We start from the raw sequence: 18,314 nt of genomic DNA, 5'->3' as shown, positions 1-18,314 counted from the left end.
ACCCGCACCGGCGATCGGCCCTACGGCGTGCCTTCCATCCCCCGTCGGACTCCGTGGCGTCCGGCACCGTGCGTCGGAGTGCCGGCGAAGCGCCCGCCCAGTGGTTCCACGTGGGCGTTTCGCCGGGGCGGCGAGCGCAGCGAGGAGCCCGAAAGAGGATGGAAAACACACCCCACCGCGGCGGCGCGCCGTCCCGAGGGGGAACGCGTCACCACCTCAGTCGAGCAGCGAGCGCACCGCCTCCGGCGTGCGCCCGACCACGGTGGCGCCGTCGTCGGCGGTGATGATCGGCCGCTGGATCAGAATCGGATGCTCCGCCAACGCGGCGATCCAGCGCCCGCGATCGCCGGTCGTACGCCCCCACGTCCCCATCCCCAACTCCCCCGCAACCGCCTCACCGGTACGCGTGATGTCCCACGGCTCCAACCCCAACCGCCCCAACACCGCCTCGAGCTCATCCACACTCGGCGGCTCCTCCAAATACCGCCGCACGGTGTACTCGACGCCCCCCTCATCCAACAACGACAACGCGGACCGACACTTCGAACACGCAGGATTAACCCAAATCTCCATACCCCCGGACGCTACTACCCCACCAAAACCCCACCCTCCCAACCACCCAGCACCCACGAACCCCACAGTCAGGCCGGTGCCCGAGAACCCGTTGGCCAACCCCCGACCATCCACGTTCGGTCTCCTCGGCAAGGCATCAGGCAACGTCGGCTTCGATCGAGCCGCCGAAACCCCTCAGCCGGGCCGGCGCTTGCGGCCAACCCAACCCAACCGACACCCAAGCCCCACCGAACCCCTCAACCCGGCCCGCGCTTGAAGCCAACCCAACACGCCCCACGACACCAGCTCGAAATCAGCCAACGACACTCAGCCCGGCCGGCGTTTGAGGCCAATCCAACCCGACCGACACCCAACGCCCGCCGAAACCCCTCAGCCCGGCCGGCGTTTGAGGCCAATCCAACCCGACCGACACCCAACGCCCGCCGAAACCCCTCAGCCCGGCCGGCGCTTGAAGCCAACCCAACCCAACCGACACCCAAGCCCCACCGAACCCCTCAACCCGGCCCGCGCTTGAGGCCCTCGTCGAAGGCCCGCGCATAGGCCGCAGGGCCGAGTGTCTTCCCGGCCGCCGCCGCGATCCGCGACACGTCGCCGCGTTCGCCGACAGGCAACGGCGCGCCGATGGAGGCCCGAAGCACCTCCGCGCGGCCCAGGAGCGTCGCCGCCTCCGCCGCTCGGCCCGAGATCGACTCGGCCCCGGCCAGCCCCTCCAGCGCCAGCGCGACCGCCCGAGGATCACCCGAGGACCGCGCCGCCGCCAACCCCTCCTCGTGCAGGTCCCGCGCACCGACCGCGTCCCCGCGCAGTTCCGCCACAAAGCCCAATTCGGCCAACAACAGCGTCACCCCGTAGAACGGCACGCCGTAGTCCTCGTGCAGTCGACGATTCCACTCCAGCGCACCGCGCAGGTGCCGCTCGGCCCCCGCCAGGTCCCCCGCACGTCGCGCGCCGAGCCCCAGCCCGACCGTCGCGAACTCCTCCGCGAACCGGTCCGACCGCTCGACCGCGAGCCGACGCGCCCGCTTGTGGAAATCCTCGGCCGACCCGAAGTCACCCCGCAACAACGCGATCCGACCCAGCCCGGACCACCGGTACGACACATCCGTCCACAGGCCCAACTCCTCGGCCCCGCGCAGCCCTTCGCGATGCAGCTCGGCGGCCCGGTCGTATTCGCCCGACACCTCGGCCACATAGGCGAGTTGATCCGACGCCTGGACGAGCCCCCAGCGCTCGCCCAACACCGCGAACCGCGCCGCGGCGTCCGCCGCCGCCTCGCCGGCCGCCACGTGGTCGCCGCGGAACATCACCGCCTTCGCCCGACCGGTCAACGCCGCCGCGATCCCCCACGCGTCGTCCGCCGCACGAAAACCCGCCAGGGCCCGATCGATCAGCTCGCCACCCGCGTCCGCGTCCCCCACGTGCAGGTGGGCCAGGCCCAGGAACCACTCGGCCCGCGCCCGCCCCTCCGTGATCCCGTCGTAGGCCGCCAGCGCGTCGCGGCTCTGCCGTACCAGATCGCTGCCGTCGCCGATCACCATCGCGAACCCGGCCCGCCAGGCTCCCGCCGACGCGCGCAACGCGGCCGGCGCGCGACCCTCGACCGCCAACGCCGCGTCCAACGCCCGCCACGCCTCACGGTGGCGCCCACGCAGGAACCGGTACCACGCCGCCCCACCCGCCAACCGCAACGCGAGCCCCGCGTCCCCGCGCCGGGCCGCGCCATCGGACGCGGCGCGCAGGTTCCCGCTCTCCGCGTCCAGCCGCGCGAGCCACTCGCACTGATCGCGGCCGTACAACCGCGGCCCGGCGCGCTCGACGAACTCGGCCAGATAGCCGTCGTGTCGAGCCTGCACCACGTCGAACTCGCCCACCGCGTGCAGGTGTTCCACGCAGTACGCGCCGACCGACTCCAGCAGCCGGTACCTGGGCCCGTACCGCCCCTCCACCACGACCACCAGCGAGCGGTCGACCAACCGACCGACCAGGTCGAGCACGTCCACCCGGGCCACGTCGTCGCCGGAGCAGATCGCCTCGGCGGCCTCGGGAGCACACCCGTCCGCGTGAATCGCCAACCGGCGCAGCACGATCCGTTCCGGTGCGCCGAGCAGTTCCCAGCTCCAGTCGATCATCGCGCGCAGCGTCTGCTGCCGGGCCGGCACCCCGCGCCGACCCACGCCTAGCACCCGGAACCGGTCGTCCAGCCGCGCCGCGAGACCGTGAACGCCGAGCCCGCGCACCCGGGTCGCGGCCAGTTCCAGGGCCAGCGGGATCCCGTCCAGACGCCGACAGATCGCCGCGATCGCGTCCGCCGTGTATGCGTCCAGTACGAAGCCGGGCGCCGCCGCGGCCGCTCGGGCCACGAACAGGCGTACCGCCGTGGACCCTTCCAACGCCGCCGGATCCGCCCCGGCGTCCGGCACCACCAGCGGCCCCACCACGCTCAGCGCCTCGCCGCCCACCGCGAGCGGTTCCTGACTCGTGGCCAGGATCCGCACGTCGGGCGCGGCCCGCAGCAACAGGTCCGCCAACTCGGCGATCGGCTCGATCACGTGCTCGCAGTTGTCCAGGACCAGCAGCAGCCGACGGCCACGCAGCGCGTCCGCCAACCGGGTCCGCGACTGGGCCGCGACATGTCCCGCGCCGGCCGCGACCTCGTCCCGGATGCCCAGCGCCGAGGCGATCGCATCGGCCAGGTCGTCGCCGCTCGGATCGCGCCGGCCGGCCAACTCGACCAGCCACACCCCGTCCGGGAACGGGAAGTCGTCCATCGCCCGGGCCGCGCACTCCAGCGCGAGCCGGGTCTTGCCCACCCCGCCGGGGCCGGTCAGGGTCACCAGCCGGGCGGCCCGGAGCAGCTTGCCGACCTCGGACACCGCGTCCTCCCGACCGACCAACTCGGTCAACGCGGCAGGCAGGTTGGACCGCGCACGCCCCGCCGCACCCGTCGAACCTCCCGCCGGGTCCGCCGACGAACCCACCGAGCCCGTCGCCGCGCCGACCCGTGCGGCCCCGGACGCGGCGCCGGGCACGGACCCCGCCGCCGAGCCGGCTGCGGAAACCGGCGCCAGCCCCGGATCCTGCGCCAGGATCGCCCGCTGCAACGCCGCCAGCTCCGGCCCCGGATCCAGGCCCAGTTCGTCCGCCAACCGCTCGCGCAGCTCGGCGTACCCCGCCAACGCCTCCTCCTGCCGCCCGGACCGGTACAGCGCGCGCAGATGCGCGGCACGCAGCCGCTCCCGAACCGGATGCAGCGCCACCAGCTCACCCAACTCGTCGGCGAGCAAGGTGTGTTCGCCCAGTTCCAGACGCGCCTCGGCATGGTCCTCCAGGGCGGTCAGCCGCTGTTCGTCCAGCCTGGTGATCGCCGCGCGGGTGAACTCCTCGTCCCGGAAGTCGGCGAACGCCGGCCCACGCCACAGCGCGAGCGCGTCCGCGAACAAGCCGGCCCGGGTCCGCGCGTCGGCGCTCGCCCGCGCCCGCGCGGTCAGCTCGGCGAACCGGTCCGCGTCCACCGCACCGGCCTCGACCCGCAGCTCGTAGCCGGGCGGGCGGTAGGCGACCAGTTCGCGCCCGCCGGGTTCGGCCGCCTCCAGGGCCCGGCGCAGTTGGGAGACCTTGGTCTGGAGCGTGTTCGCCGGATTGCCCGGCGGGTCCGCGCCCCACAGGTCCTCGACGAGCAGATCCGCCGAAACCGCCCGGCCCCGATGCACGAGCAGGTCCGCGAGCAGCGCGCGCACCTTCGACTCCGGGACGCGAACCGGCTGTCCGTCCGCGGTCCACACCGCCAGCGGACCCATCACCCCGAAGCGCATGCCGCCACGTTAGCGCAGGTCAACCGGCCTCTGACGGTGGACCGCCGGCGCCCGTGCGTAGACCCCCAGGATTCCGTGCGCGGCCGGCGGCACAGTCGTGTCATCGAGTTCGGGACGGCCCGAACAAGACACCCCGAGCAGCACACACCGCGGCCCGGGAAGCACCGAAACAGGGAGCCCCACCATGTCCGTCAACGCCAACGCCGACGCCGCCACCACCGGCACCGCCGCCGCTGCCCCTGCCGCCGCCGCCGGCAACCTTGTCACCACCGGCCGCGAGATCCGCCTGGCGGCCCGCCCGGTGGGCACCCCCACCGCCGCCGACTTCGAGCTGGTCACCGCCGCGATCCCGGCGCTGGGCGAGGGTCAGCTCCTGATCCGCAACACCTGGATGTCGGTCGACCCCTACATGCGCGGTCGGATGGACGACGTCGAGTCGTACATACCGCCGTTCGAGCTGGGCGCGGTCCTGGACGGCAGCGCGGTCGGCGAGGTGATCGCCTCCCGTGCCGACGCGGTCCCGGTCGGCGCGACCGTGTCGCACTTCGCCGGCTGGCGCGAGTACGCGGTCGTGGACGCGGCCGGCGCCGTCGTCCTGGACACCTCCGCCGTCCCCGCCCAGGCGTACCTGGGCGCGTTGGGCACCCCCGGCCTGACCGCGTACGCGGCGCTGACCGAAGTGTCCCCCGTCCGAGCGGGCGACACGGTGTTCGTCTCCGGCGCGGCGGGCGCGGTCGGCAGCGTGGCCGGCCAGATCGCCCGCAAGCTGGGGGCGGCCAGGGTGATCGGCTCGGCCGGCGGCCCGGCCAAGGCCGAGCGGCTGCGTACCGACTTCGGCTACGACGTCGCGCTCGACTACCGGGCCGGTGCGATCGGCGACCAACTCGCCCAGGCCGCGCCCGAGGGCATCGACGTCTACCTCGACCACGTCGGCGGCGACCACCTGGCGGCGGCCATCGCGAACGCCAAGGTCGGCGCCCGGTTCGCGCTGATCGGCGCGATCAGCGGCTACAACGCCACCGAGCCGGTGCCCGGCCCGAGCAACCTCTTCCAGGCGTACATCAAGCGGCTGAACCTGCGCGGCCTGTTGGTCACCGACCACTTCGCGCTGTTCCCCGAGTTCACCGAGCGCGCGATCGGTTGGCTGACCGAGGGTTCGCTGCGCACCGACGAGACCGTGTTCGAGGGCATCGAGCAGGCCCCCGCGGCTTTCCTCGGCGTACTCGGCGGCGCCAACACCGGCAAGATGCTCGTCCGCCTGGCCGACTGACCCGGCCCCACCGCTCCGACCGGTACCACCACCGAGGAAGGCCCCAATATGACCACCGACGCGCCGCACGCCCTCGTCGTCCTCGCCCACCCCCGGGCCGACTCGCTGACCGCCCGGGTCGCCGCGCGGGTCCGGGATCGGCTGCTGGCCGACGGCCACACCGTGGACGTACTCGACCTGCACGCCGAGGGCTTCGACCCGCGGATGACCGTCGAGGACGAACCCGACTGGGCCGACCGGGACAAGCACTACAGCCCGGAAGTACGCGCGCAGATGGCCCGGATCGAGGCCGCGGACACGATCGTCGTGGTCTTCCCCGTGTGGTGGTTCGGGCTGCCCGCGCTACTCCAGGGCTGGATCGACCGGGTATGGAACTACGGCTTTGCCTACGGCCGCAGCCGCCCACGCCTGGCCGGAAAACGAATGTTGTGGCTCGGCCTGGCCGGCTACTCCCACGAACACTTCACCAAGGGCGGCTGGGACGACCTCCTCGACCGCCGCCTCCGAATCGGCATCACCAACTTCAGCGGCATCGAAAACGCCCGAGTCCACCTCTTCTACGACACGGTAGCCACCGGCGCCCACGACACCACCCTCCTCACCGAAGCAGAACAAGTCCTCACCACCTTCACCCCCTGACCCCCAACCCAACAGCGCCGGCCGGGCCCCAAAGACCCGACCGGCGCTTCCACCCGAACCACCCAGCCCAGCCGACGCTTGAACCCAAGCAGCCCGTGCGGCGTCCGAGGCCACTCAGCCCGTGCGGCGCCTGAGCACAACCAGCCCGGCCGGCGCTTGAGGCCAAGTAGCCCGGCCGGCGCTTGAGGCCACCCAGCCCGTGCGGCGCTTGAGCACAACCAGCCCCGCCGGCGCATGAGGCCAACTCAGTCCCGCAACCCCATCGTGTCCGCAGGATTCCCCCGCAACGCTACGCGTCCCGGCACGACCGTGGCCACGAACGCCACCCCACCCGCAGCCACCAACACCGCCGCATAAGTCACCGGCGGCGCATAGGGAGACGCACTCCCGGTCATCCCGACGCTGTAAGCCGTCAACGTCGCATACGCGACCGCCGACCCGAGCACGGCCGCCAACAACACCACCGCCCCGGTCTCCCAGCGAAGCATCCGCAACACCTGCCGACGAGTCGTCCCCACCAGTTGCAGCAGCGCGAACTCCCGCCGCCGCGCCGAAGTCGCCATCACCAGCGTGTTGACCACCGCGATCCCGGTGAACGCGATGATCAGCCCCATCGCGACATAGTTGACCTGGGCCTGGGTGCCGGCCTGATCCCGGCGCGCCTGTTCGACCTCGCCCCGATCCAGCACCCGGACCCCGGGGAACTCGCCCATCGCCCGCTGCAACGGCGCCCGCGACACCGCGGTCGTACCGGAGATCAGCACCGCCTCCGCCGCCGGCCGGTCCACGTGCGCCGCCATCACCGCATGAGGCAGGGTCAGATCGCCGAAGCCCAGGCCGCGTTCGTACACCGCGATCACCTTCAGGGTGACCTGCACCCCGTCGCCCATGGTGATCCGCAGATCGTCGCCGACCCCGACCCCCTTGGTCTTGGCGGCCAGTTCGCTGACCGCGACCGTGGTTTCGGTCAGTGCTGCGAGCGAACCGGAGCGCGTCTTCAAGTCGAGCGCGCGCTCCACCCCGCGCGGCGTCACGCCCTGGGCCGGGAACTTGTCCTGCCCGGCCCGGACGAGCGAGTGCAGCACCTCGGTCACCACCTCGACCCCCGGCACCGCCCGCACCGCGTCGGCCGCCGCGGCCGGCACACCGGGGCCCGAGACCAGCGTGTACGAGGCCGATGTGCCCGCCTTCGCCTGCTCCCCCGCGGCATGACTCGCCGTGGTCTGGGTGAACAGGATCGTCGACGCCATCGCCACCGCCAGGCTCAGCGGCGTGACCACGGCGGCCACCCGTTCCGCGGCGGCCCGCGTGTTCCGCGCCGCCAGGAAGCCGCTGATCGGCGACAGGCGACCGACCACCGAGCCCAGGACGGCCACGCCCGCGCGAGCGAGCAGCGGACCGAGCAGCGCCGTCGCGACGGCGGCGAGGATCACCGTCAGGAAGGTGACCGGCGTGGACTTCGGTTCGGTGTCCAACGTCCGCAACACCAGCAGGAGTACGACGTACCCGAGGGCCGCGACCACACCGCCGATCGTGCGCGCGACGCCCAACCGCGGTCGTTCGATCGCCGCGTCCGCCAACGCCTCGGTCGGTCGTACCCGCGAGGCCCGACGCACCGACATGCGCGCCGCCGTCCAGGCCGCGAGCAGCGTCAGCAGTACCGCGCCGATCAGCGGGATCGGGCTCAGCCTCAGTTCCAGCGTGTCCGGCAGTGCGCCGAACGCGACGAACCGCCCGTGCAACCAACGCGCCAACCCCAACCCGGCGAACGCGCCGAGCGCGCCCGCGATCAGGCCCACCACGAGCGCCTCGCGGCCCACCATCCGGCGGATCTGCCGGGGCGTCGCACCGATCGCCCGCAACAGCGCGATCTCACGCCTGCGTTGCTGGATGGAGAGCGCGAACGTGCCCACCACGACCAGGATCGCCACCAGCAGCGAGGTACCGCCGAGCGCACCGCCCAGGCTGACCAGGGTCACCCGGGCCTTGGCCGCCGCCGGGAACTCGGCCGGTCCGCGATCGGTACCGGTACGCACCTGCGCGCCGGTGCCCGCCAGCGCGTCCCGCACCGCCGCGCGCACGGTGCCCGGGTTCGCGCCGGGCGCGGTGAACAGGCCCACCGAGGCGACCTGTCCGGGATGCCCGGCCAGTCGCCGGGCGTCCGCGTCGGCGAAGAACACGGTGGCCTGCCGGGCCAGCGCGTCCCGCCCGGGCGGCGCCGCGATGCCCACCACCCGGAAGGACCCCGGGGCCGCACCGGCCTGCACGGTGACCGTACCGCCGACCTCGACCGAGGCCCGGCGGGCGAGATCCGCGTCGAGCACGATCTCGCCGGCCGCCGTCGGCGCCCGACCCGCGCGCAGCGTGAACGGGGTCAGCCGGGCCGACTCCCACGCGTGGCCCCACGCGTTGTCGGCGGTGTCCAGGGCCCGGCCGCCGGCGGTGAGCACGTGGGCCGAGAAGGTCAGTTCCGGGACCACGGCCTCGAGGCCGGGTACCGCGCGCAGCTTGTCCACGGCGGCCGCGTCCAGCCAGGCCCGCTCGGTCAGCGGCTTCGACTTGACCTTGGTCTTGCCCTTCTTGTGCTTGGTCCAGTGCAGGTTCTGGTCGGCGGTGACCACGGTGTCGGTACCGGAGTAGCGCTCGATCCGGATGTCGCCGCGCAGGCCGGTCTCCAGCAGCGCGCCACAGGCCGTGACCAGGGCGGCCGCGCACACCAGCGCGACGAACGCGCCGATGAAGCCGCCCTTGCGGGCGCGCAGGGTACGCATGGCTAGGAAGAACATCAGGCCCACGCGCCCAGGTGGGTCATCCGGTCGGCGATGCGATCCGCGCCGGCTCCGGTGAGCGTGTCGGTGATTCGGCCGTCGGCGAGGAAGAGCACCTCGTCGGCGTAGGACGCGGCGACCGGGTCGTGGGTAACCATCACCACGGTCTGGCCCATCGCGTCGACGGTGTCGCGCAGCAGCGCGAGTACCTCCTTGGCCGTGACCGTGTCCAGCGCGCCGGTGGGTTCGTCGGCGAAGACCACCTCGGGCCGGGTGACCAACGCGCGGGCGATCGCGACGCGTTGCTGCTGGCCGCCGGACAGCTCGGCGGGCCGGTGTTCGGTGCGCCCGGTCAGACCCACCCGCTGGACGATCTCCGCCAACCAGGCCCGATCCGGCTTGCGACCGGCCAGGCGCAGCGGCAGCGTGATGTTCTCCAGCACGGTGAGCGAGGGCATCAGGTTGAACGCCTGGAAGACGAAGCCGATCCGCTCGCGACGCAGTTCGGTGAGACCGGTCTCGGAGAGCCCGGACAGGTCGGTGTCGCCGAGCCGCACGGTGCCGCTGGTCGGCCGGTCCAGGCCCGCCGCGCACTGCAGGAACGTGCTCTTGCCGGAGCCCGACGGCCCCATGACGGCGGTGAAGCTGCCGCGCCGGATGCCGACGGTGACGTCACTCAGGGCGGTGACGGCGGCGGTGCCCTTGCCGTGGATGCGTCCGACTCCGGTCAGGGACACGGCGTCGAATATCTGGTCGTGCGAACTCATGGTGCGGTGCCGCCCTTGTCTTTTTTCCGATGGGGTGCGTGTCCGGTCGCATGCGGTGCGCCGGGCCGGCCGACTCCGGAGTCACCGACGCGGGCGCCGGCGCGCGGCGCATCGGGAGCCCGGTCGTACCGGGGCTCCGCGAATCTGTGGCTCCGCGAATCTGTGGCTCCGCGAATCTGCGGCTCTGTGCCCTGCGGCTCTGTGCCGGGTCCGGGGTGTCCCCGCCGGTCACGCGCAGGCGTGCCCGGGCAGCCGTTCAAGGCCCGGTGGTGATACCCGGCTCCGTCGCCTCCGGCCCCGGCCCCGGTTCGGTCCCGGAATCGCCCTTGTCCCGCAGCCCGGGCGGGGTCGGGAACGCGAGGAATCGGGTCTGCATCGCGCGCGCGCCTGCGGGCAATGGGCCGGTGCGCTTGTACCGGTTGAGGAGGGCGATGTACTCCTCGAAGAACTCGGTCAGTTCGGCCGAGGTGACGTGAATGGTCCCGCGCGAGTACGGCACGTCCATTCCCCCCTCGGCCTCGGTCAGGTTCTGCGCGTCGCGGTACTCCTCCAAGTCGGCCGCGAAGGCCAGGCGGTTCAGCTCGTCGACGACCGGCCGGACCTCCTCGCTCTGCTCGCTGCGCGGCGGGAACCGCAGATCCCGCCGTACGGCGCGCCACCACCGTTCGCGCCCGTGTGCGTCGGGGTCCACGAAGTCCTCGACGAACCCGTGCCGGGCCAACTCCCGCAGGTGGTAGCTGGTCGCGCCGGTGTTCAACGCCAGCGCGCGGGCCAGTGACGCGGACGTCGCGGGCCCGCCCGCCTCCAGTTCCCGAAGGATCCGTTGCCGCCGGGGGTGCGCCAGGGCCTTCAGCGCTTCGAGTTCGCTGATGTCTCGGCGTTCCGGCGACCTGGTCACCTGTGCACAATAATCTGTGCACAAGAAATTGTGCAATGGTTTCGACGGCCGGCGGCAACCGGAGGCAGCCGACCGCCGGGCCCTTTCTCAGCCGTTCGTGCGGTCGCCCGTCACTCCACCATCGCGAGCAGCTTGGTCACCGTGTTCCAGTTGCGCACGGTGGCCGTGTCGCGGAGCTTGCGGGCCAGGATCGGCGTCAGCCGGGCCTTGCCCAGCCCGTCCGGGAAGTACATGTACAACTCGCGCTCGCCCACCCGCAGTTCGTCCGGGGCGTAGTCGTCCGGGTCGATCCCGGCGAGCACACCGAGGTCGGCCGCCGGGCTCAGGAACGCCACCGCGAACTTCGCCGGCTCGCGCACCTCCAGCGGATTGGCCGCGACCATCGCCCGCAGCTCCGCGCCGCTGCGCACCATCACGTCCACCGCGAACCCGAACTCGGCGGCCAGCCGTGCCTCGATCGCCGCGACCAGATCGGCGGTCGGCTGTTCCGCGGCCTCGAACACCACGTTTCCGCTCTGCAACAGCGTCCTGACCTCGGTGTATCCCGAATCCGTCAGCGTGCGGCGCAGGTCCGCCATCGGGACCCGGCGGTGTCCGCCCACATTCACGCCCCGCAACAGCGCCACATACTTCGTCACCACGCGCCTCCTTCGTCTCCGGGACCACCCGCTCGGACGCCGGTCCCCCACGCACCATGATCGAACCGAACACCACCACGGACACCGCACCGGGCCGAGGCGCACCGGAGCGAACCCGAACGGGACCCACGGAACCGAGCCGGAGCCGCCACGACCGGCGCCCGAGCCGAACCCGAACCCCGATCGACCCGACCGATTCACTCGGGCCAGTTCTCCAACGCCACGTGCAGCGCCTCGACCGCCCGGTCGAAGGATTCGCTCGGCCGGCGCACGTGGCCGAACCCGCCGTTGCCCTCCAGCACCGCGAAGCCGTGGAACACGCTGCGCAACAACCGTCCCGCGTCGGTCAGATCCGGCTCCTCCAGGCCGTACGCGCGCAACATCGCGTAGGTGCTCTCGACGTTGCGCCGGTAGCCGTCGGAGGTGGCCAGCAGGGCCGGATCGATCCGCGCCTGGGTGGCCGCGTAGCGCCCGGGACGCGCCAGGGCGAATTCCCGGTACGCCCGGGCGAAGGCGATCAGCGCGTCCTTGCCCGCCCGGCCCGCCACCGCCGAGCCGATGCGATCGGCCAACTCGTCGGCGGCCAGCATCGCGATCCCCAGGCGCAGCTCCTGGATGTTCTTGACGTGCGAGTACAGGCTCGCGTCCTTGACCCCGAAGCCTCGGGCCAGCGCGGTCAGGGTGATGTTCTCGAACCCCACCTCGTCCGCCAGGTCCGCCGCCGCGCGGGTCACCCGTTCCGCCGTCAGTCCCGCTCGAGCCACGCGCCACTCCTCCGTCGAGGCGCCGGTCGTCGCGCCCTCGGTACTTCCCAGAGCTTCCTAGAGCCTCTAGGTATTTGCCTAGGATACCTAGGCACTGTTAGTTTCCGCCGCATGAACCCACTGACCGAGCAGGCAATCCGTACGTCGTTCGTCAATTGTTCCAAGGGTGAGGCCCAGCGCCTGCCCGTACCCCGTGACCTGGCCGAACGCCCCTGGGCCGAGCTGGATTTCCTGGGTTGGGGCGATCCGGGGGCGCCCGATCGCACCTACCTGGTGACCGAATACCGGGGTGCGCCGGTCGGCGTGACCCTGCGCTTCCCCGCCCAGCGTCGCGGCTACCTGCACCGCAGCATGTGCTCGTTGTGCCTGACCACGCACCCGGGCGGCGGTGTCTCGCTGATGACGGCGCGCAAGACCGGCCGGGCCGGCCGGGACGGCAACTCGGTCGGCGTGTACATCTGCACCGACCTCGCGTGCTCGCTGTACGTGCGCGGCCTCAAGGCGCCGGCCCCCGGTGGGCGTTTCGAGGAGTCGCTGACCCTGGACGAGCAGGTCGAGCGCACCCGGGGCAACCTGTTCGCCTTCCTGGACAAGATCATCGAGTAGCCGACGGTCGCACCTCTCACGAGTCCGGACCGGCCCCGGCCGCCTTGACCTCAAGTGCGGTGGAGGTTGCAGGATCGTCGGCGACGAGGGTGGAACCACCACCCGCGAATCGCGAGGGACGGCACATGATTCTGGTGACCGGGGCGACCGGAAACGTCGGCCGTCGGGTGGTGGATCAACTGCTCGCCGCGGGGGTCGGGGTACGCGCCTTGGCACGCCGGCCCGAGGCGGCCGGCTTGCCGGCCGACGTCGAGGTGGTGCGCGGTGACCTGGCCGGACCGGACACCCTGGGGCCTGCCCTGACCGGGGTCGACGCGGTGTTCCTGATCTGGCCCTTCCTCACCGTCGAGGGCGCACCCGGCGTCCTGGACGTGGTGAAGGCGCACACCGATCGTGTCGTCTACCTCTCCTCCTCGCGGGTGCGCGACGACGTCGACCGGCAGGCCGATCCGATCAGCGCACTGCACGCCGGGATGGAGCGGGTGGTCACCGGGTCCGGCGCCGAACGCACGTTCCTGCGGGCGGACACGCTCGCGAGCAACACGCTGGGCTGGGCCGGCCAGATCCGCTCCACCGGCGTCGTACGCGGCCCCGACCTGCCCGCCAAGCCGATCGTCGACGAGCGCGACGTCGCCGCCTGCGCGGTCCGCGTCCTGACCGAGCCCGGCCACGCGGGCGCCACGTACGTCCTGACCGGCCCGCAGGTGCTCGGCCGCGCCGATCAGGTCCACCTGATCGGCGCGGCGATCGGCCGTGACCTACGGTTCGAGCCGGTTCCGACAGCCGACGCGCGGGCCCGAATGCTTGCCGACGGCCGCTCACCCGCCCTGGTCGACGCCCTCCTCGCCGGCGCCGACACACCCCCGGGGCCCGCACTCGTGACCACCACGATCGAAGCCCTGACCCAAACCCCACCCCGCACGTTCGAATCCTGGGCCCGCGACCACGCCCCCATCTTCACCTGACCGAACACCCCGGACCCCGGCGCAAGCGCCACACGACGTGCGATCGGGCCGAGTCGACTCGGGCCGCCTCGGGCCGACCGCTCGTCGCCGTTCGCGATCCCTCGCCGGCCGCGCCGATGTCCGCACCCGGCCCAACGGTTCCACTCAGCCGTTCGCCGCCCGGATCACCGCCCGCATCAGGCGGGTGTTTTCCGGGGCCGCGCCGCCCGGGTAGGCGAAGCGGCGGCGGGCGTAGCCGTACGCGATGCCCGAGTGCGGGGCGGCGAAGGCCAGGGAGCCGGCCGCGCCGCTGTGTCCGAACGCGTCGGCGCCCAGGAACGGGTACCGCACCCCCAGCGCCTCGAAGCCGAGCGCGAAGTGGTCGTGCTCGTCGGTGACCAGGTCGGTGCCGCGCCAGTGCACACGCGCGAACTCGGTGATCGTCTCGGGCTTGAGCAGCGCGGGCCGGCCGACCGACTCGGCGATCGCGGCCGCGTACATCCCGGCCAGGCCCCGCGCGTTGCCGACGCCGCCGGAGGAGGCCGGACCCAGCGCCCGCACATCGCGCGAGTTGGCGAACTCGACCAGGTCGGTGGGTTGTTCGGCGTTGAGGTTGAAGGCGACGCCGGTGCGGCCGAACCGGTCGGGCGCGTTGGCGCTCATCCGCGCCCGCTGCGCGGGAGTGGGCGCCATCGGCAACATGTCGAGCGTGCGGACCTGCGCCTCGGCGGGCAGGCCGAGGTACATGTCCAGGTCGTAGGGCGCCCGCACGTGCTCCTCGTAGACCTCCTGGATCGAGCGCCCCGTGGCCCGCCGCACCACCTCACCGGTGAGCGCGCCGATCACGAAGGCGTGGTAGCCGTACGCCGTGCCCGGCTTCCAGAACGGCCGGTGTCCGGCCAGCCGTTCGGCCGACAGCCGGTCGTCGGCCAGTTCCGCGCGGGTGAAGCCGCCGTCCACGCCGATCGCACCGGAACGGTGTGCGAGCAGCTCGCGCAGGGTGAGTTCGCCCTTGCCTTGCGCGGCGAACTCCGGCCAGTAGTGCGCGACGGTGCGGTTGAGGTCCAGCGCGCCGTCCTGGACGAGCAGCGCCATCACCAGGTGTGCGGCGCCCTTGGTCGCCGAGTAGACCGGGGTCAGCGTGTCCCCGGTGACCTGGTCCCCCGCCCACAGGTCGACCACCCGACGGCCCTCCCGGTACACCGCGAGCTGGGCCCCCGGCTCGTCCGGCAGCTCGGCCAGGACGGCGGCGAACTCCGCCCGGACCTCCTCGAACCCCGCCGCGACGCTCCCCGACACCACGATCCCGCTCGACATGTTTCCCCCTCGATCTTGAACCTCACCGAACGCCAACCCCGGGCAACGACGCGGAAATTCCGGCGATCCCGGGCACGGGCGAATCCGTTGCCGCCAACTGTGCGGGAGCCCTGGACGCGTACTACTCGCAGTCATATATTCGATGACGAGTAATCGAGGCCCCGGAGGCGGTCCATGGCGAGGCGCAAGGTCGACAGCACGCTGGCACTCGCCGTGCTGGTGTTGGTCGCCGAGCAGCCGCGCCATCCGTACGAGATCGCGCAGGTGCTGCGCAGTCGGGGCAAGGACAACAGCATCAAGATCAATTACGGATCGTTGTACACCGTGGTCCGCAACCTGGAGAAGCACGGCCTGATCGCCGCCACCGGGGTCGAACGCGAGGGCCGCCGGCCCGAGCGCACCACCTACGCGGTGACCGAGACCGGCGACGCCGAGATGCGCGAATGGCTCGGCGAACTACTCTCGGTCCGGGTACACGAGTTCCCGCGCTTCGAGGGCGCCCTGTCCCTGATGGGCGTGCTCTCTCCCGACGAGGTGACCGACCTGCTCCGGCGACGCGTCGAGGCCATCGACGCGCACATCGCGCACGGTCGCGCCGAGGTGGACAAGCTCGCGAGCTACCTGCCGGCGGTGTTCCTGGTCGAGAACGAGTACGAACTGGCCATGGCCGAGGCGGAAGGCCGGTGGGTGCGCGGCCTGCTCGCCGCGATCGCGGACGGCTCGTTGTCCGGCGTGGCCGAGTGGCGCCGATTCCACGCCACCGGCGAGACCCCGGCCGGCTGGGCCGAACTGGACGGCGCGAGTCCGGAGCACGCCCCCGCCGAACGCGCCGCGAACCACCGGGAGACCGCCGTCGACGACGACCCCACCCGGTAATCCGACCACGTCGGACCGGGACGACCGGACCCGAAGCAGCCGGCCCCGAAACTGCCGGCCCCGAAACTGCCGAATCCGATCCGAACCGCCCCGAGAGAAATCCCCCCGAGAATCGAGCCCGAGAGCGCCGAACCCGAAGCCGGTGATGCCGGCATATCCGATACCGCAACAACCCAGGAAGAGGCCCCCGGACGGTGCTCGAACACCGCTTCCGGGGGCCGGGAACCTCGAACCGAAACCCTGCGGCAACAGGGACCGGCACGTACGAGGTGCACCGAACTCATCGTATCCCCGGTCCTCTTGTCGCAGGTCGGCGAGCCATCCGGCTCCGCCGCACCGAATGTCGACCGGAGGGATCCACTCCGTCATGGAGCACACCGCACGGACGGCGGCAACCGTCCACGGCGGTCGCGCGCCCGGCCACACCGGCGTCGCCGGCACCGGCGCGCCCGCGATCGAGGCGCACGACCTCGTCAAGACCTATCCCCTCAAGGGCCGCCCCGAGGGCGTGCCGGCGTTGGCCGGACTGAGCCTGAGCGTCGCTCCCGGCACCGTCTTCGGCCTGCTCGGGCCCAACGGCGCGGGCAAGTCCACCACCGTCAAGATCCTCACCACTCTGGCGACCGCCGACTCCGGCTCGGCCCGGGTGGCCGGACACGACGTGGTCCGCGATTCGGCCCGGGTCCGCCGGGCCATCGGCGTGGTCGCCCAGCGCTCGGGGGCCGACCCTGCCGCCACCGGCCGGGAGAACCTGATCCTGACCGGGCGCCTGTTCGGCATGAGCGGTCGCGACCCCGGCCGGCGCGCCGACCACCTGCTCGACCGCTTCGGCCTGACCGAGGCCGCACGTCGCCCGGTCCGCACCTACTCCGGCGGCATGCTGCGCCGGCTGGACGTGGCGCTGGGCCTGGTGCACCACCCCGAGGTGCTCTTCCTGGACGAGCCCACCACCGGACTCGACCCCGAGGCCCGCGCCGACATGTGGGACGAGATCGGCGGGCTGGCCGGCGAGGGCCTGAGCATCCTGCTCACCACGCACTACCTCGACGAGGCCGATCGGCTGGCCGCGCGGCTGGCCATCGTCGACCGCGGCCGGGTGGTCGCCGAGGGCACTCCCGAACGGCTCAAGTCCGAACTGCGCGGCGACGCGGTGCACGTGGACCTGCTCGATCCGGCCGGGCCGGCGGTGCGGGACGTGTTGGCCCGGGTGCCGGGCGTCCGGGAGATCACCGTCGACGCCCGTGTGGTGCACGCCCGCGCGGACGACGGGGCCGCCGCCGTACCCGAGGTGTTGGCCGCGCTGGACCGGGCCGGCGCCCGGGTCGGGGCGGTCACCGTGGCCCGTCCCTCGCTCGACGACGTCTACCTGCGCCACGCCGGCCGCCGCTTCGGCGCGACCGGCGCCGGCACCACCAACGTCACCAGCACCGCCGGAATCGGCGACACCGCGGACAGCGAGGGAGAAGCGCGATGACGACGACCACCGCGCCGAACCCCGCACGCGGTCTCGGCCTGCGCGAGGTGATCACCCACACCTGGTACATGACCGACCGCCAGTTCCGGGTCTTCGCCCGCCAACCGGCCTACCTGCTCATCACCCTGATCCAGCCGGTGATCTGGCTCTTCCTCTTCGGCCAACTCTTCCGCGACATCGTCGACCTGCCCGGCTTCGGCACCGGGTCCTACCTCGACTACCTCGTCCCGGGGGTGGTGGTGATGAACGCGGTCTCGGCCAACATGTGGGCCGGCATGGGCATGCTGGAGGAGATCGAGCGGGGCACGCTCGACCGCTTCCTGGTCACCCCGCTCCGGCGCGGCGCGCTGATCAACGCGAACATCGTGGCGCAGGGCTGTTCGACCGCGTTCCAGTCGTTGGTGATGATCGGCCTCGGTCGGCTCGCCGGCGCGCACTATCCGGGTGGCCTCACCGGGATCCTGGTGCTGATCGTGGGGTCCTCGGTGCTGGGCACCGTCTTCGGCGCCTTCTCCAACGCCCTGGGCATGGTCGCCCGGCAACGCGAGACGGTGATCGCGCTGAACACGTTTTTGCTGTTGCCGTTGACGTTCCTGTCCTCGGCGTTCATGCCCGCGTCCCGGATGCCGTGCTGGATGCGCGAGGCCGCCCGGTTCAATCCGCTGAACTGGGCGTTGGAGGCGGCCCGGTCGGCGATGCGCGCGGACCCCGACTGGGCCATGGTCGCCGAGCGCGGCGCGGCCCTGATCGCACTGGCGGCCTTCGCGGTCTGGCTGTCGGCGCGCGCGTTCCGCGGGTATCGAAACTCGGTCTAGCGCGTAGGTAGGCACGCGGGTGTCGCACCCCGGCTCGGCTCGCCCGATCCATGCGTTCCGTCCGGTCGCCGGACGCCGGCGGACGGTTGACGGACGGCCGACGGACGGCCGACGGACGGCCGAGCCGGGGTAGACACACCCTGTCCGAGGGCG

The 18,314-nt window shown here is 72.4% G+C and carries 15 protein-coding genes; 7 read left to right on the top strand and 8 right to left on the bottom strand.

Annotated elements, in window-relative coordinates; genetic code table 11:
- Window positions 1-216 precede the first annotated feature (216 nt).
- Together ACZ4FV_RS14280 and ACZ4FV_RS14275 are read right to left on the bottom strand one after the other, a co-directional pair.
- Window positions 217-573, bottom strand: a complete 357-nt coding sequence (locus ACZ4FV_RS14280) for an arsenate reductase family protein (protein WP_395868132.1) — start codon at window positions 571-573, stop codon at window positions 217-219.
- Window positions 574-1,067: 494 nt separating this feature from the next.
- Window positions 1,068-4,385 (bottom strand): AfsR/SARP family transcriptional regulator, encoded by a 3,318-nt coding sequence (locus ACZ4FV_RS14275; RefSeq protein WP_465322707.1) that lies wholly within the window; start codon window positions 4,383-4,385, stop codon window positions 1,068-1,070.
- Between the two features lie 184 nt (window positions 4,386-4,569).
- On the opposite strand from ACZ4FV_RS14275, the gene ACZ4FV_RS14270 reads away from it, so the two are divergent.
- Window positions 4,570-5,655, top strand: a complete 1,086-nt coding sequence (locus tag ACZ4FV_RS14270; RefSeq protein WP_395868136.1) for an NADP-dependent oxidoreductase — start codon at window positions 4,570-4,572, stop codon at window positions 5,653-5,655.
- Window positions 5,656-5,703: 48 nt separating this feature from the next.
- Window positions 5,704-6,294, top strand: a complete 591-nt coding sequence (locus ACZ4FV_RS14265) for an NAD(P)H oxidoreductase (protein ID WP_395868137.1) — start codon at window positions 5,704-5,706, stop codon at window positions 6,292-6,294.
- A gap of 245 nt (window positions 6,295-6,539) precedes the next feature.
- Here ACZ4FV_RS14265 and ACZ4FV_RS14260 read toward each other — a convergent pair whose 3' ends face one another.
- The 5 genes from ACZ4FV_RS14260 to ACZ4FV_RS14240 form a co-directional block, all read right to left on the bottom strand.
- The gene (locus ACZ4FV_RS14260) at window positions 6,540-9,065 is read right to left on the bottom strand and encodes an FtsX-like permease family protein (protein ID WP_465322706.1); all 2,526 of its coding nucleotides are present in this window, start codon (window positions 9,063-9,065) and stop codon (window positions 6,540-6,542) included.
- A gap of 14 nt (window positions 9,066-9,079) precedes the next feature.
- Window positions 9,080-9,829 carry an ABC transporter ATP-binding protein gene (locus ACZ4FV_RS14255; protein WP_465322705.1) on the bottom strand — a complete coding sequence of 250 codons (750 nt, stop codon included), beginning with the start codon at window positions 9,827-9,829 and terminating at the stop codon, window positions 9,080-9,082.
- 256 nt (window positions 9,830-10,085) lie between these two features.
- A complete protein-coding gene (locus ACZ4FV_RS14250) occupies window positions 10,086-10,727 on the bottom strand; it encodes an ArsR/SmtB family transcription factor (protein WP_402230153.1) in 642 nt (213 codons plus the stop codon).
- A 110-nt stretch (window positions 10,728-10,837) separates the two neighbouring features.
- A complete protein-coding gene (locus ACZ4FV_RS14245) occupies window positions 10,838-11,365 on the bottom strand; it encodes a DUF1697 domain-containing protein (protein WP_465322704.1) in 528 nt (175 codons plus the stop codon).
- Window positions 11,366-11,562: 197 nt separating this feature from the next.
- Complete coding sequence (locus ACZ4FV_RS14240) at window positions 11,563-12,129, bottom strand: TetR/AcrR family transcriptional regulator (protein WP_395868163.1); 567 nt, start codon at window positions 12,127-12,129, stop codon at window positions 11,563-11,565.
- A 111-nt stretch (window positions 12,130-12,240) separates the two neighbouring features.
- Here ACZ4FV_RS14240 and ACZ4FV_RS14235 point away from each other — a divergent pair, with 111 nt between their 5' ends.
- Together ACZ4FV_RS14235 and ACZ4FV_RS14230 are read left to right on the top strand one after the other, a co-directional pair.
- Complete coding sequence (locus ACZ4FV_RS14235) at window positions 12,241-12,735, top strand: FBP domain-containing protein (RefSeq protein WP_395868165.1); 495 nt, start codon at window positions 12,241-12,243, stop codon at window positions 12,733-12,735.
- A gap of 125 nt (window positions 12,736-12,860) precedes the next feature.
- On the top strand, window positions 12,861-13,700 hold the full coding sequence (locus tag ACZ4FV_RS14230; RefSeq protein WP_395868167.1) for an NAD(P)H-binding protein: 840 nt from the start codon (window positions 12,861-12,863) through the stop codon (window positions 13,698-13,700).
- A 144-nt stretch (window positions 13,701-13,844) separates the two neighbouring features.
- Here ACZ4FV_RS14230 and ACZ4FV_RS14225 read toward each other — a convergent pair whose 3' ends face one another.
- Complete coding sequence (locus ACZ4FV_RS14225) at window positions 13,845-14,996, bottom strand: serine hydrolase domain-containing protein (RefSeq protein ID WP_465322703.1); 1,152 nt, start codon at window positions 14,994-14,996, stop codon at window positions 13,845-13,847.
- A 174-nt stretch (window positions 14,997-15,170) separates the two neighbouring features.
- Here ACZ4FV_RS14225 and ACZ4FV_RS14220 point away from each other — a divergent pair, with 174 nt between their 5' ends.
- From ACZ4FV_RS14220 to ACZ4FV_RS14210, 3 genes are all read left to right on the top strand, one after another.
- Window positions 15,171-15,872 (top strand): PadR family transcriptional regulator, encoded by a 702-nt coding sequence (locus ACZ4FV_RS14220; RefSeq protein ID WP_465322702.1) that lies wholly within the window; start codon window positions 15,171-15,173, stop codon window positions 15,870-15,872.
- A gap of 367 nt (window positions 15,873-16,239) precedes the next feature.
- A complete protein-coding gene (locus ACZ4FV_RS14215; RefSeq protein ID WP_465322701.1) occupies window positions 16,240-17,346 on the top strand; it encodes an ATP-binding cassette domain-containing protein in 1,107 nt (368 codons plus the stop codon).
- Window positions 17,343-18,161 carry an ABC transporter permease gene (locus ACZ4FV_RS14210; RefSeq protein WP_465322700.1) on the top strand — a complete coding sequence of 273 codons (819 nt, stop codon included), beginning with the start codon at window positions 17,343-17,345 and terminating at the stop codon, window positions 18,159-18,161. Before ACZ4FV_RS14215 ends, ACZ4FV_RS14210 begins: the two co-directional genes overlap by 4 nt.
- Window positions 18,162-18,314: the final 153 nt, after the last annotated feature.

This window comes from Embleya sp. NPDC025285, assembly GCF_055558835.1.
The sequence above is the reverse complement of the archived record's forward strand: the minus strand, read 5'-3'. Positions and strand labels throughout refer to the sequence as shown.